Raw genomic sequence first — 16,054 nt, 5'->3', positions numbered from 1 at the left:
CTATACGCTAACCGCTACCTAGCAATTTCTTTAGGATCTCTTTATCATTAACACATACCCGTAATATTGAGCCATCAATAAAATATTCAGGATGTTCGTTTGTTATCTTGTTTGTTAATTCAGGATAAGTTTTAGCAAATTCTTTTACACAAGCAAAGTTTTTGCTAGGGCTGTTAATCGCTCCTAAGCAAATTGCTTCAAAGCATAACATTTTAGCTATTTCTATATTTTTAATATTAGATAAAGCTCCTAGTTGTTTTGCTAAATATCTATCGCCTAAATAGCCTTTTACCCCCCAATTTCCTAAGATTGAGAACTTACTATTCCATTTATCTTTAGCAGCACTAATATATATTTTATTTAAAACGTTCTTTTGTATTTTTTGTTTAATTTCTAATATAACTTCCTCAAAATCACCTCTTTGTAATATAAACTCCCTAGTTTCGTTATTTTTTATAAATTCCGGAGCGTTTTTCTCAAGGTAACTTTTTAATTCCTTAGTAATAGCATAATTTGAACCTAAAGTTTGCATAAACATTAAATAAGCTTGTTTTTTAAGTTCTAGAGTTTTATTTGTATCGCCTGAGTCTTGATAAGTTATACTGATATTATTAAGAGAGGTAGCAACATAAGGATGGTTACTTTGATATAAGGCTTTATACATTTTTAATGCGTCTTCAAAATATTTTAGTCCTTTAAAGATATTGCCTAATCTGTGATAGGTAAAACCGATATTACTAAGAGAGATGGCAATATCATGGTGGTTGCCTTTATATAATTCTTGCTCCATCTTTAGAGCTAATTCAAAATATTTTAATCCTTCAGAGATATTGCCTAATTTATGATAAGTCAAACCTATACTACCAAAAGATTCAGCAACCTTAGGATGATTGCCTCGATATAATTCCTGAAACAACTTTAAAGCTTCTTTTAAATATTTTAGTCCTTTAGAGTTATACCCTGAATCTCTATAAGCTAAACCAATATTATTAAGGGAGCTAGCAATATCAGGGTGATTACCTTTATATAATTCTTGCAATATTTTTAGAGCTTCTTCTAGATATTGCAACCCTTTAGAGATATCACCTAAATTTTGGTAAGCTAACCCAACGCTATTAAGAGAAGTAGCAATATTATGATGGTTACCTTGATATAATTCTTGATATATTTTTAGAGCCTCCTCGTGATATCTTAATGAATCTGTAAATCGGCATAATATACTTTCATTATAATAACCTATTTTTTGATATAAATTTGCTCTTCTAAGTTTATCTATTTTGATATCATCGTTTAATATTTTTATTATATGTGGATAAAGTAATTTAGCATTTTCCCAATTTTTATTTGGAATATCTGTTACTCGTGGAAATAAATTGTTTAGTACTTCTAATAGTCTTATATAAATTTTTTGTTCATCTATTGCATGTTCTTTATATTTATTTATAGATTGCATTAATCTATGTAATTGTAAGCCGGCTTGTTCATTTTTATACGTTAGATTCATTATTGATAATGCTTCCAACCTTTTTATAGGTTCTTGTAGCTTTTCTTCATCTATTAGAAATAATTTTTTGAAAATCTCTATGCTGATAAAATCAGGATCTAAATGTGCAGAACATTGCAATATCAACCAAGCTAAAGGTGATTTTTCTAGTAATTGTAGTAATAAAACGGTTTCTATATGATCATCTTTGCTATTTTTAAAGTAATTAATGTAATCATTTACCTTAAGTAATTTATTTTCTTTTAAATACGCTACTGCTTTAGATAACCTATAAGGTGATACAGCATCTTTACTACCAAACTCTTCTACTAATTTATAAATATCTTTCTCGTTTAATCTATTTTTTAGAGAGTTCTTTAAATATAATATTGCTTCTTCGTTGCTAAAAGGCAGTAATTTAATATTTAATATATCATCACTTAAATTATTATGTCTAGTAGTAATTATCACCTGTGCCTTATCACCAAGCACATTCATTATACCGTTAAGATAAGGTTCTATATCTTTATAATCTTCAACATTATCAAAAATAAATAATATAGCTGTATTTAAATTAGCAATCTTCTCATGGACTAATCTTATTATGTTTTCTTCCTTTTCATCTATTACGTAAATAATAAATTCTTTAGCAAGTTGTCTATATGCTTCACTAAGTTTATCACTAGAATCTGCATTAATAAAACGTACAATTTTCTTCGCTTCGCCTATTTGTTTACTGCCATAATCTATAGCTAGCGTAGTTTTACCTGTTCCGGCGAAAGCACTAACTGTTACAAATTGTTTTTTGTTTAAAGTTTCTTCTATTTTTTGTAATATTTCATCACGGACAATCAAATTATAAGTTAATAAAGACGGTAAGTTACTAGGTAAGTTACTAATTATATTTTCTGTAACTTTAATTGATTCATTAGAAGTATAAGCATTGCTATTTTCCAATACATTTTTTGCTTCCCTACTTACTTCAATTAACCTTAAAATTTGCTCTCTTAAGTAATCTACTTTAACATTAGGTGTGTTTGTGAATACATAATATTTGCCATATTGAGGTTTTATTTCATATAGTTCTTTTATTACTTTTAACTGTTGTTTTATTAAATTCGGTATTTCTTTTTTATCTATACTTAATTTGCTCAACTGTGCTAGATACCAATCACTACTACCCTTATTATTTGTATTTGCTATATCCACAGACAAATTTACTTCTTGTAAGCGGTAATGACCTTTGTAAGAAAGTTCAAATTTTCCCTCAGGTGTTATGATCTCTTTTGAAGGGTATCCTTGTGCGGCATTATTTTCTAAATGCTTATAAATTTCTAAAAATTGCTCACTTGCAATATTACCGCTTACAAGCTGATCGATTACTTCTATAAAACTTCCCAATGTTGTTGATGTAATATTTCTATGTATTAATTTACTTGCCAAATCTTTAATCGTACTACCAACAGGTATAAAATTAAGCACCTTATCTATTGCTTTCTTACCTAATGTGTCATCTTTAGGATCATATTCTATGCAAGGCCAATCTAATATTTTCTCAGATCTTATAGGCTTACCTGTTTCGAGATCAAAAGCATCTAGCATTGAATCAAGTAAATCACCATTTAATGATCGTAAAGTAATATAGCTTTTAATAGGTACAGCTTTATTTAATGTGTTTATTATTTTACTGTTATATTCAGCTGCCGTAATTTTAGGAAATAATCTATATGCTTTATGTATATGCTGGTTGCAAACATTTACAAAATTCGGAGCTGATAAATAAGTTGTTATATTTAAATTTTTTACGTCAAAGGTAGTTTCATGGCTAAGAATATTTGGTTTAAAGCTATCCATAATTTTTGCAGAACCAGGGCTATCGAATGTGATTGCCTTTGCTTTTGGATAATGAAAATCTCGATGAGCAAAATATAGGCTTAGCTCTGCAAGCCATGCACCTAAAGAATGACCGGTAAAAGATAAATTATAATTGTTCTCTTCAGCATATTTGGTAATTTCTCCTGTAGCCTCATATGCTGCTGCTTGCTGTGCAACTATCTGTCCACCTAAAACACTTTTAAAATGAGCTTTAAGCGGTGAAGTAGTTTTAAGCAAATCTAATTTTTCAAATGTAGTACCTCGATAAGCAAGCACTATTTGTTTTGTATTTTCATTTATATATGCTGCTGCATAATATCTACCTATTTCAGGTTCGTTAAATATTTTAAATAGTTTCCAGTCTTTTAATTGTTCATTTCGGATTTTTACCTTTTCACTATTTTCTTTTTCTACAGCAAATTTTACAATATCATTTTCTGTAGAATCTATATAAGCATGTAAACTAAATAAACCATGTAGAAAGTTGGTAGGGTGGTGCTTATAGTTTTGATTATTTAAGATAATTTTACTTTCGATCTTTTGTGCAAGATCACTAGAAGCATTAGGCATCTTACCCCAGCTTACATTACCGATAAAATTATTATTTTGGATTTTAGTGGCTATTTCCTCTAACTGCGGAAGCGTTAAATGTAGATTGCTAAAATCTAGATGAACAAATGAAAGGACGTTCTGTTCTAGACACGCTATAATTGTTTGATAATCACTTGTATTAACCGGATTTTTTGAAGAAAACACATTTGCTTTCATAAATATACTTAGCTCTAATTGAACTGAACTTTGCGTTTTCAACCAAACTTTTTGAAATATTATAAATTAAAAGTTATTACTTTCAATTATTATTTTTATTCTGAATTTAAAATTAGATTATTTGAGATAATGAGTTTATAGGAAAATATAGAATGGTGACCCCTACGGGACTCGAACCCGTGTTCCCACCGTGAAAGGGTGGTGTCCTAACCGCTAGACGAAGGGGCCTTCACTTTGAAAGTAGGCAAATAGATATATTAGTTATACCTTGGGGCGAGACCGGCTCAGTTTTTTTGTTGTCATTCCATGATTTATTCACGGAATCCAGTTAAAAATACTAATATTAGTTTTAGTTTTAGTTTTTTCTGGATACCGTGGACAAGCCACGGTATGACAGTGATGGAATTAATCTACGGCATAACAGTAAGTTAGAAGTTTTATACAACAACTTTGCAAATATTGCAAGTATAAAAATTATAGGTTTACCTTAAGCTTAACACTACCTTGATGGCTTCTATAATGTTTATTTAGATAATAATTATAATCCAAAGAAATAGTAGTATTCTTGATACTGCCTATAATACCCGTTCCCAAATTATAGGATGTTTTCGGTTGTTTCGGTATTGCATAATTTTGCTTAAATTCAGTATCAAATATTTTAACAACTCTATTTATTCTTTGGGTTTTCTCTTTAAAATTATGTTCTACCGATCCTTGGAATGTTAGACCTAAATTATTAAATTTTAGAACATCTTTTAAAGGTACTTTGACTTTAGTACCGACAATTCCGGACAATATATTATTCTCTTTCATTGTAAGAGCTATTTCTTGTACGTTAATACCGGTTTCATTATATACTCCATCTCGTGACTTCCCATATCTCAAGCCAATATTTGGGGTAATAACGAGCTTGTTTTGCAAAAGATAATTATAATTCAGTAATGCTTCCGCATTATAACTATGATTGCGATGTTTTACATTACTTCTAATTTTAGTATCACCATATGAATAAGTTGTCTTATCTTTAATAAAGTTTTTAGAAGCAGAGACTAAAGCTTGTAGTGCAAAATTCCTCGGTAATTCTTTTTGTCCGTAAATAGAAACCACATGACTATCAATAAGTTCTTTGTCATTATTTTTACTATTTTTAAATTTAAATACTGAATGAACATTACTGTAAGCTATACCTAGAATATTATTGTCGATTTCAGCATCGAACCCGATAGTAGCACCTTTGTTAGTACCTCTATAACCGGTCATATTTTCTACGCGTCCATGATTATTAGTGCCGTACATACCACGCATCCACAAACCTCTTTTTATATGAGACTCTTCTTCATCACCGGCTCCTACCGCTACCATATTATTAGACATATTCATAGATGCATCTAATCTATTACGAATCATATTATTTACAATAGTATTAACAACTTTCGCTTGATTTAAAGTAGGAGCATTTTCTGAAATTTGCGTTTGCATTTCTTTTTTTGCTTTCTGTTCAAGAGGAATAGCCGTATCAACTTCCGTTATTTTAAGGTTACCCCCATCGGAATTGGATAATTGCTCTATTATTTCTTCTTCCTCTTCAAATCCTGAATCATAACTTTCTTCATCTTCGCTACCATCGCCTAATTCTAATGCACACTCATTACTTGATACAGGTAGTGCAAGTAACCCTTTATCTCCTGCTTTTTGAATACCGGATTCTGTTACTTCTGTGTCTTCTTGTTCTTCATTGCCTGCAGGTAAGGTAGATTCTGATTTACCATCCGACGCTGACATTTTATCCATTTCACGATTGAATTTTTCAACCTTCTCATCTAAACTACTGACTAAAATTGCAATATCTTCGTCTGAATCAAATGCTAACGGGTCTTTTTCAGCTCTACTCAAAACCTTACTTACAAGTTCTTCTTCTTCTCTCAGCACTTCAATCTGCTGAACGATTTGAGCAGCTCCTGAGCTTGTACTTGGCAATTGTTCCAGTTCTTGCCTTTTAACTATTACTGCCATTTGATATGTCCGTAGAAGAGCTAATTTAGTTTCACTTGAATTTTTATCACTACTATTGGCTATCTTTGAGCTTGATTGGTCCGGAGTTGGACAACTATCCTCAGCTCCATATCTATGACCTACTCCTATATCTCCTGTATTATCCCCTGATAAATCTTCATTACTACCAAATATGTTTAGGCTACTAGCTGAAGATGAACGTGAAAATACCGGCTTACTCTCAGTTACCTTAGGCTTAGATTCCGTATCTAGATGCTTTATCTCCCCTTCTAACCAAATCTTTTCTTTCGACATCTCAAATACTTCGAGCATTAACTTCTTAAATTTTGGATCATCGTGATTTAAAGTATCTAACTCCAATTCCTTAGCCTTATAATCATTGGCTATTTTTTCATGTTCAGATTTTAATTTCCCTAATTTTATAACATTAGAACCGCTTAAATCCTCTAAGCCGTTAATTGAAGGTGAACGGGATAGATTTAATTCTGTATCGCTAAGTAAATCTCTTATGTCGCCAACTGAATAGGAACGTGATGATAATACATCTATGCTTGAATACCCTTCATTTAAAGAAAATGCTGCTTCTATGGCTTTCCTTTTTTCTTTTAATTGTGATTCTTTTGAAGATAAGTCTAGAACCTTTATAGCTAACCGCTTAAATTCTAGGTTTTCTGGATCTTGATTCAATATGGCAATAGCTTGCTTTTCCTTAACTCTTCTATCTTCCTCTACTTTTAGTAGTTTATCCTCTAAATCTAAATAATCTAATTTCTTATCAAGCTCAGCACTGAATAATGGTGTTCTAGCTAATTTTCGTTTACCAGTATTCTTACAACTTATAGATGGTTTAGGTTGCTCTCTATTATATATTGTTTCTGATGCTAAATTCTCATAACTAACCGGCTCATATATAGTAGATAAATTAGATAATGGCTGTGTACCTTTAATAGCACTATCAACTAAATTTAGCCTACCTTGAAATCTATCAAGTAAAGCTTCAGCTTCTCTTAGTACTTCAGGGGGAGCAGTATTATATAGTGAAGCATATACACCTGTAAGTTCTCTTACTTCTAATTCTCCTAGTTGTTTAAGTTTGCTTAATAAATAACCCCGTGTATTTATATCATGAACTCTATCAACTCTTAATACTACTTCTTGATATTGATCATTATCTAAATAAGGTAAAGATTTGATTATTGTCGGATCTATTGATTCCTTAGGTATTCCTGAAGAGCTTAGGGAGTTTATAGCATTTATTATAGCAGTTTTATGATCTTCTCGAAATTGTTGAGCTTGCGGAGAGTTATATAGTGACTCTACATTTATAGGTGGGGTTACAGCTAAATTTTTCGGTAAGCTATTCATATTAGCAGTCGGCATAGAATGACCATTCCCCCAATTTGGATTAAATCCAACATCTGCATCTGTTTCTATATTATTAAAGTGTTTATCTGCTCTGCTTTTAATAGCATCCAATTTTTTTTCTGCTTTTGCATTATGTACTTTTATATCTTCCGGTTTGTGTATTAATGCCTGTTGTAATCCTTGATAGACTTCAATTGCTTTTTGGTAATCATTTTCTATTCCCTGTAAAGCTAAATTAAGTGATTTTTGTTGTAAAGGACTGGTTGTTTGCAGTATTTCACTTCTTTTTACATCTAAGTCACTTATAAGTTGATCTGCCTTTTCTATTAATTTACTATCTACACTTAAAATAAGCTCCTTATGATGCCCATTTCCCGAACCTTGACCAAATCCTCCCTCTTTATCTACTGTTCTTTGCTTTGAGGTTTCTCCATCTCTTTTCCTTTTACTGCTTTCTGCATCATTTGTTTGTAAAATTGACCCTACTTTTGATACAGCTCTCTTTATTATATTACCTTGTTTTTTCTTACTAGAAACTGAATAAGTACTTTCTTCAGTTAAAGTTTCTTGAGGTACATTTTCAGCCTTTGTATTCATTCTTTGGTTATACGCTGCATCCCAACTCGCTGATAGTTGCTCGAAATCATAGGCTGATGACAAATTTTGACCTTCCAAACTCTTAAAGCCTGAATCCATACTTTTAAGCTGTTCTTCTTGTGAATGTAAATCTAGCCCTAGATCATTCTGCACATCTAAAGTTTCAGTACGCATTTTTTCTGATTGCAGTTGTTGCATCTCCGGAATACTTCCACTTACATTACTTTTCTTCAATGAGTCACTTTTAGCGACCGTTGGATTTTGTGTTTGCGTTATTAAACCAAGAGTTTCTATAGTTAACGTATCAGGTTGTTTTGATTTCTGAGCAAATGCGTCGCCAGCTAAATCTAAATATTCTAATCCTCTTTTGTCAGGCTCTGAACTTAAAGAATATAGTGCAGAATTTTTCCAATGTTTGTCAGATCTCAAGCTTTCATCTGTAGTCGTTGTTTGTAATAAGTTGGCTTGCTGAATTTCATATACTTTCGAGAGCAAACCTTCATTTATACCGACAAGATGTGCAATCTCCTCTAATTTTTGCTTAAATTGATCCACACTTAACTTTCTCATTTCTGTCGCTAAACTATCTATTTGAGCTTGATTTGACTGTATGCTATTCAAATAATTAATGTATTGTGGAACCTTAGCCTCGTAAATATCTTTTGAATGGCTTGGAAGCTGTTCAGATACTTTTGAACGATTTTCTTGTATTTGCTGCTGCAGTATAGCTAACATCGGATTACTTTCTAGCGAACTATTCACATTAGCAGTTTGCATATGCGGCACATTTCCCCAACCTAGATTAAATTCGGTATCTTCATCTGTTTCTATATCGCTTGGTAAGCTTCCCAAGCCTGAATCCATACTCTTAGGGTCTGCCACTTCTTGATTCGACAACATTACTGTATGAGGTTGCTGCTGAACTTTTATTGGCTTTAAGTACTTATCTTCATCCTCCGGCAAAGTTCTTTGAAGCTCATGACTTAATTGCATGGTTGACTTTGCTGTTAGCGACTGCTTAGAAATAGTAGCAGAAGAAGAAGTTGTTGACGGAGTAAGAGCTAGTCCCTCTAGTTTTTTTATATTTTCTTCAATCTTATCATTTGTTACCATTGCAACATGATTGTCCATTTGCTCTTGCAGTTTTTTTAGCTTTATTCTACTTGTTTCATTTTTTGCATCATTCAATATTTTTTGAGCTTCATCTGCCGCCGCTTTTATAGCTTTTTCTTGCTTCTTTATTTTCGATAATTGTTTTTGTGCTTCTTGTCTTTGCTTTTTATCCTCTATAGCTTCTACTTTTAATTCTAATTCTTGCAACCTGTTTGATGTTGTATTAGCATTTGATATTTGCTGCATTTTTTTTGCAATATCTTCCCTGATTCTTACTATATCTCTTGCTTTTTCTTTTTGATGATTTTCTTCTTTTCTTTTCTTTTCTCTTTCAGTTCTTTGCTTATCCTCCGCTTGTTGCTGTTTTTTTGTTTTTTCTACAGCAATATGTCGTTGATTTTGTTCTAATTGAACTCCCTCTCTTTCACTTATTAGCTCTTTGGATTCTGCACTATTTCTTTTTACTTCATTTGCTTCCACTCTCTTTTTATCGACTACAGATTGTCTAGCAGCATTGACTTTCTGCTGTTGAGTAAGCACCTCTAGTTGTTGCTGCTGATTTAAGAATGACCCAGCCGACGGCATCTCCGTAACCGGAGCTTTTCTTTGGGGTTTTGTTAAAACTATCCCACCTACTAAAACATCTATTTCTCTAGATAAACTATTTGCTTCGTTGTTTTTATTTGTTAACTTTTGTTGAAGTTCATCTATTTTTTTATTATTTTCTTTTAATTTTGCATTATCTTTATCCAATTCACGCTTATTTTTTACTCCTCCGGTCTTTTTGTTCCAATTGGCTAGACTCTTATTTTCTTCATCTAATTCTTTTATTTTTATTCCTATCTTTGCAGCTTCTAACTTTAGTACTTTCGTTTTTTTCTGTGATGAAACTATCTGTTTTTGTAGCTGTTGTAACGGTTTTTTATTTTTTTTGCCTTGGGTATTTTTAATTGTCGATTCTACTTCAACTAACTTGATTCCTAGCTTCTCATTAACTTGTAATATATTATCTACCATTTTCTTTGCAACTTCAGCACTGCTTTTTTTTGTAGGCAACGGTACAAATGTCGGCTTCGGAGAAACTTTTGGTTTAACCTGTGAGCTAGATTGTACTGGCTGTTGTTGCGGGTCGTTACTGCTAAACGATAATCTTCGTGCTGCCTTTAAGTTTGTGTTTGGCGGTGTCTTAGCTCCCAAATCATTTGGTTTAGAATCTGGAGTAGGCTGATACGAAGTACCTGCAATACTTGACGACGTATTTTGGTAAGTATGTTCCGGTGATGTTAGTGGAGTGAAGAATGTTTCATTTGGAGTGCTAGGGGTGCTAGGTACAGTATCAAAGCTATCTGAATCAAAGCTACTACCGGTAAGCGAAGACGCTGTTATTATAACCTCTGGTTTTTGAGGCGTTTGCTCTGTCGGTTCAGAAGTATAATTATTTTGATTTTGCTCTACTTTTTCAGCACCTACAAATGTTTTGCTTCTAGTAGGTGGTCGTACTTTTCTCACTTTTCCGACATCAGACTTACTACGTGCTATCTTTTTATAATGATCCTCTATAGGAATATCTTTTAATGGATTAAATGCTTTAGGTTGCTTAGATATTTCCATTTCTCTTATTTCAGATGAAGTATATGTGTTTCTTTCCGGTTCCGGTACAATCACTGTTCCTATCTGCTGCGGTGTATTTGTCGTATCTCTATTTCCGTTTGATTGTGACAATCTGAGCGATAATTTCTTTTCGAGTGTGTCACGAAATAATGCTTTTTGATTGCTGCTCGCCATACCCTCAAATGGTATTGCGATTATTGCTCCTACTGAAATAGAGGCCAGAAGAGAATATTTTAAAAATCTTGATTTTTTTAGTAAATTTTGTTCTGTTAACTTATTCATTACAAATATCTCATATTTAAATTAAAATTTTATATACATAAACGTAAACGTTGGGCATTATAATAAATAAGTTAATAAAAAGCAATATATAAGTTAATTTATCTTAACTTATAATTATGAGAGAATTTTATTCTAATTATTGAAAATATAATAGATATAACGTATAATACATTTTTAACTTTCAATTAAAAATGCTACAATATTTTAAAATAACTTTGGAAGCAGAGTATAATAATTTTAATATTTGGTATTTTGTTAGTTTTATTTACGGTATTATTGTTTATTTTTCGCTTGATTTTAAGCTTTCATTTACAACAATTTTTTTCATTTTTTGTGCTTGCCTAATATTAACCTTTACTAGAAATTCTAATATATTTTTACAGTTTACTTATTGGATGATTATTGCTTTTATTTTTGGTGCATTTATCTCTAAATATCGTGTGACAAATTTACACGGTGAAACACTTCATAAACCAATAATAACAAAAATTAGCGGCAATATAGAATCGATAAAACCGACTATTATAGGAGGACAAGTAGTATTAAGCAGCATAAAGATAGAAAAAATTAATCGTAACTTACAAAAAGTTAAAATTAGTATACCAAAAAAATATATACAAGAAATTAGGGTAAACGATAGAATATCTGTACTTGCTAAACTCTATAAACCGCAAAATGCTATACTCCCTGGGGGATATGATTTTGGTTTTTACGCTTATCTATCGGATATAGGGGCAAACGGCTATGCCATGTCGCAGCCGCAAATCATAGAACGTAACGAGACAAATTTTGATAGTTTTATTTATAGAGTGCGTATCTTTATTTATAATAATTTAATAGAAAAGCTAGGAAAAGATAAAGGGAATTTTGCAGCTGCGATATTACTCGGTGAGACGAAAGGTTTAAACAGGCAAATAATGCAGGATATGAGGCAAAGCGGTATATCACACGTGCTTTGCGTTTCAGGTTTGCATTTATCTTTAGTTGTGATGATTATTTTCCTTACTACAAGATTTTTATTAAATCTCTCAAATTATTTGGCATATAATTTCAATATAAAATTAATCTCTGCTTATTGTTCGCTAATAGGAAGCTTTGGTTATTTAGAGCTAAGAGGTATGCAAATAGCAGCAACTAGAGCTTTTATTACTGCTGCAATCTTTATTTACGGTATTATTATCGGACGCTCTTGCTTTCCTCTTCGTTCACTTGCAATTGCGGCTTTTATAATATTATCGTTAAATCCCGAATATATTTTTCATCCAAGTTTCCAATTATCTTTTATCGCCGTATTATCACTTGTTGCAGGTTTCGAGTTTTACTTAAAAAATTCGTGGTTAATTGGGGAAAATAAAGGCATTTTTGGAGCAGTAAAATTTTATATGGCTTCAAATATTTATTCAAGCTTCTTAGCAAGTATTATAACCGCTCTGGTAGTAATTAATTAATTCTTCATATTTTCCACTTACTCAGTACCGGCTAACCTGATTGTCGTTCCGATAACATCATTTTTTCTTATGCCGCTTGCTTTACTATCTCTGCCTTTTACTATGATCGGGTTTGATAGCTATATCCTAAAGCTTATGGGGTTCTTTATTGATATAATAATAAAATCAGCTGCCTATTTTAATAGCTTACCGGGAGCTGTATGGTATTTCGGTTATATTACCAATTTCAGCATATTACTTTTTTTATTCGGTTTTTTTTGGATTTGTATATGGAAAACTTCGTGGCGTTTGCTTGGTCTTGTAATTATGATAATATCTTTTATATTTATGTTCTACTCTCCAAAGCCGGAATTAATATTTGACACAAATCATATGGCAGTAGGGATTAAAGACAAAGACGACAAGCTTATAATTTATGCCGATAAAATGTCTACATTTAATAGAACTTATTGGGCTAATTGGTTCGGACAAAAAGATAGTATGGTGTTACCTTTAAAAGATAATATTTTCATAACTAATCACGGACAGAAAATTGTCATTAATTATAGAGGTCAGGATTTAATCTTACAGGCACTATAAAAATTATATCTGAATGTCTGATAAGTTATGACTGTCAGATGAGTATTCAAGATATAAGATTTCATTATTCTTTTCAACAGCTAACTTCTTACTATCCTTGAAGGTCTGCATAGGATTTTTACCATAACAATATTTCCCAGAATGAGGTCTTTCATTATTATAATGTTCTAACCAAATATCAAGGTCAAGTTGTAGATCATCAAGATCAGTATAAATCTTTTTACGCATAGCCGTATCAAATAATTCTTGCTTCATAGTTTTATTAAAACGTTCACACATACCATTTGTTTGAGGAGAATATGCTTTAGTAGTGGTATGTTCAATACCCTCAATGCTTAAGAACAATTCAAAAGCATGATGTTCTATATTTCCTTTATATTCACCACCTCTATCAGTTAGAATACGAAGCACTGGTATTTGCTGACTCTCATACCACGGCAGTACTCTATCATTAAGCATGTCAGCAGCGGTAAGAGCTGTTTTATCAGTATATAATTTAGCATCTGCGACCCTAGTATAGCTATCAATAAATACCTGAGAATATACCTTGCCTATACCTTTAAAATTACCTACATAATATGTATCTTGGCATCCTAGATAACCTGGATGCTGTGTATCAATCTCACCATGGGCTTCTTTTTCGCTACGCCGTTTCTCTAATACTTGTAACTGAGCTTCGTTAAGAACAATACCATCTTGAGCCATCTTTGCTTCTAATGCTTTAAGTCTTTTATTGATATTATTTAAATCATTACGTAGCCAAATCGATCTAACTCCTCCAGGTGATACAAGAATACCAGTCTTTTTAAGCTTATTTGATACTCTCATCTGACCATAAGCTGGGTTATTCTATTGCCATATCTAATACTGCTCTCTCTACTGCTGGTTCAACTCTATTTGCTATAATTGGCTTCTTCCTGCTAATCTCATATAACGCCTCTTCTCCACCAGTTTCATATAGCTCTTTGAACCTATAATAACTGTCACTGCTGTATCCCATTGCTTTACAGGCGGACGATATACTACCAAGACTCTTAGCTAATTCTAGTAATCCTATTTTTGGCTTTATTATTTTTTGATTTAGATTCATCTCTAATCCTCCATTTAATATTTATCTTATTTTACTAAATGTAAGATTAAATCTCAATTATTGCACATGAGTCATACAGAGACTACTTAGAGTTAATGATTAAAAACTATGGTGAAGCACATGAAAAAGTAAAATTATACAAAAATATAGTGCGTGATGTATCTATCCTACATTCAGCTCAGCTTGGCATGAATATCAATGATTTACCTGATAGTCATCACAAAGAGATAGCAGGCATAATATACAATAATGTGACTCACTACAAGGCTTCAAATGGTAGAGGTCAAAGTGAACACAATATTGATGAGCATGACAAAATCAAAATAGCTGAAGATTGTTATGTAAAGCTGTGTGATAGTAATGCATGGAGCGAAAGAGCTTCAAATAGCGTTAAGGTGGCAGGTGATGCCCTTAGCAGCATCAACTTAAGTAGACAAGAGGATGCGGCTACTTTGCTGAAGCAAGAAAAGCATAAAATCAAAGATATATTAAAGCTTAATCCAAAATTTGATCAAGAAGCTTTAAAACAAACATTGGCTCAAGTTGGAGCGTTTGAGCAACAAGAAGCATTAAATACAATATGGCTTGGTGAGTTTAAGGCTAAAGTGTTGCCAGAGCTTAATGTACTTCAAAAAGAAAAGGTAGCATCTAAAACAGTAAATGAGTTAATAGGCGTCTTTAAGAAAGAGAAAGAATATTGCTTAAAAGTCGAGAAGACATTTCCTGAATTAACACAAACATTAGATCATCAGGAGAAAAATAGTCATATTGCTATGGTAGCAACGTATCACACGGTACGTCCTAAAATGATAGAAGAGATGCACGCAGATATCTTAACTCTACAAAAATATAGTGGATGGAACGACAAGACTATTATATCTACGATTAATATGCATCAAGATATAAGTAGGCAGGCAGATGCAATATTTAGTCGTACTCAATCTCATATTATTGATTCAATTGAAGATAATCTACATAAATTATCTCTTAAGGGAGTCATAGAACATCAAGGAGAGAAGTTTGAGAATGCTGTAGATTATTTACATGTACGTATTAGCGATCAAGGTGAGAATAAATATCTTACTGATAGTAGTATTGAGACAAAATATCAGAAGATGATTAATAGTAGTATGAGTGATAATACTAATTCTTCAAGTATGACAGCATCTGAAGAACAAAAACTAACATTAATTGATGGAGCTCAGACTCAATTAAATGGTCCAAGAATTAAACTTTAGATAAGAAATAAGGTAATAATATGTCAACAAAGAAAGAAAAGACTGATAATGTCAAATATGAAGAGCAAAATCTTAGTATGATAACTAAGGAGTTAAAGAATCAGACTAAAGATTTAGCAAAACAAATACAAGCCATGCAGGATAACAATTTAATATTATGGAAATTGCCCGATAATCTTAGCGAAGCACTAAAGGCTACAACACCTGATATAGCATCTGAATTGCAAAAACGTATCTTTCAGTCAAATCTTGATAAAATTCAAAAGGCAAACGAAGCTATAGATGATATGATGCATCAGTTTGATAAAAAAATAACTACATCACTGTTAGAAGCAGATAGGCAAATATCACAATCTTTATCCAAGGTAAAACGTCTGACCAATAATATGGTAGAATATGAGACTGGCAGTTTTAAAAAGAAATTAATAATATGTGCTGCAGCATTTGCAATGTTAGTAGCTAGTTGCGGTATTTCATCATATATTGTATATAAAAGAAGTTTCCGGGAAGAATTCACATGCGTCATGATGGTCCTATGCATATAGAAAATAGTAGTATCATGTTACATTATCCTACTATTGGGAAAATAGAC

The 16,054-nt window shown here is 32.0% G+C and carries 3 protein-coding genes, 1 tRNA gene and 6 pseudogenes; 5 read left to right on the top strand and 5 right to left on the bottom strand.

The window, feature by feature from the left end; all coding sequences use genetic code 11:
- Positions 1-7: 7 nt before the first annotated feature.
- The 4 genes and pseudogenes from ACE38Q_RS06595 to ACE38Q_RS06580 all read right to left on the bottom strand — a co-directional run.
- Positions 8-1,276 (bottom strand): annotated as a pseudogene (locus ACE38Q_RS06595) (DUF2225 domain-containing protein); the annotation flags it as partial.
- Between the two features lie 693 nt (positions 1,277-1,969).
- Positions 1,970-3,928, bottom strand: a pseudogene (locus tag ACE38Q_RS06590) (lipase family protein); the annotation flags it as partial.
- 351 nt (positions 3,929-4,279) lie between these two features.
- Positions 4,280-4,354, bottom strand: a tRNA-Glu gene (locus tag ACE38Q_RS06585).
- A 246-nt stretch (positions 4,355-4,600) separates the two neighbouring features.
- On the bottom strand, positions 4,601-11,107 hold the full coding sequence (locus ACE38Q_RS06580) for an autotransporter outer membrane beta-barrel domain-containing protein (RefSeq protein ID WP_500190643.1): 6,507 nt from the start codon (positions 11,105-11,107) through the stop codon (positions 4,601-4,603).
- A gap of 191 nt (positions 11,108-11,298) precedes the next feature.
- On the opposite strand from ACE38Q_RS06580, the pseudogene ACE38Q_RS06575 reads away from it, so the two are divergent.
- The 3 pseudogenes from ACE38Q_RS06575 to ACE38Q_RS06565 all read left to right on the top strand — a co-directional run.
- Positions 11,299-11,808, top strand: a pseudogene (locus tag ACE38Q_RS06575) (hypothetical protein); the annotation flags it as partial.
- Positions 11,809-12,033: 225 nt separating this feature from the next.
- Positions 12,034-12,774: pseudogene (locus ACE38Q_RS06570) on the top strand (ComEC/Rec2 family competence protein); the annotation flags it as partial.
- A gap of 87 nt (positions 12,775-12,861) precedes the next feature.
- Positions 12,862-13,065: pseudogene (locus ACE38Q_RS06565) on the top strand (ComEC/Rec2 family competence protein); the annotation flags it as partial.
- A gap of 72 nt (positions 13,066-13,137) precedes the next feature.
- Here the strand turns inward: ACE38Q_RS06565 and ACE38Q_RS06560 are convergent.
- A pseudogene (locus tag ACE38Q_RS06560) lies at positions 13,138-14,224 on the bottom strand (IS481 family transposase).
- A 95-nt stretch (positions 14,225-14,319) separates the two neighbouring features.
- Between ACE38Q_RS06560 and ACE38Q_RS06555 the strand changes: the two are divergent.
- A complete protein-coding gene (locus ACE38Q_RS06555; protein WP_500190640.1) occupies positions 14,320-15,462 on the top strand; it encodes a hypothetical protein in 1,143 nt (380 codons plus the stop codon).
- Between the two features lie 20 nt (positions 15,463-15,482).
- Entirely contained in the window at positions 15,483-16,007 is a 525-nt protein-coding gene (locus ACE38Q_RS06550; protein WP_500190638.1) for a hypothetical protein, read from the top strand.
- Positions 16,008-16,054 lie beyond the last annotated feature (47 nt).

This window comes from Rickettsia endosymbiont of Thecocarcelia acutangulata (assembly GCF_964263195.1).
GTDB classification, from domain to species: domain Bacteria; phylum Pseudomonadota; class Alphaproteobacteria; order Rickettsiales; family Rickettsiaceae; genus Rickettsia; species Rickettsia felis.
This window is presented reverse-complemented; position numbering and strand designations above follow the sequence as displayed.

Excerpts from the sequence above, each read along its gene's own strand:
- ACE38Q_RS06550 (WP_500190638.1), top strand. The coding sequence starts at position 15,483 with ATGTCAACAAAGAAAGAAAAGACTGATAATGTCAAATATGAAGAGCAA.
- ACE38Q_RS06555 (WP_500190640.1), top strand. The coding sequence starts at position 14,320 with ATGATTAAAAACTATGGTGAAGCACATGAAAAAGTAAAATTATACAAA.
- ACE38Q_RS06580 (WP_500190643.1), bottom strand. The coding sequence starts at position 11,107 with ATGAATAAGTTAACAGAACAAAATTTACTAAAAAAATCAAGATTTTTA.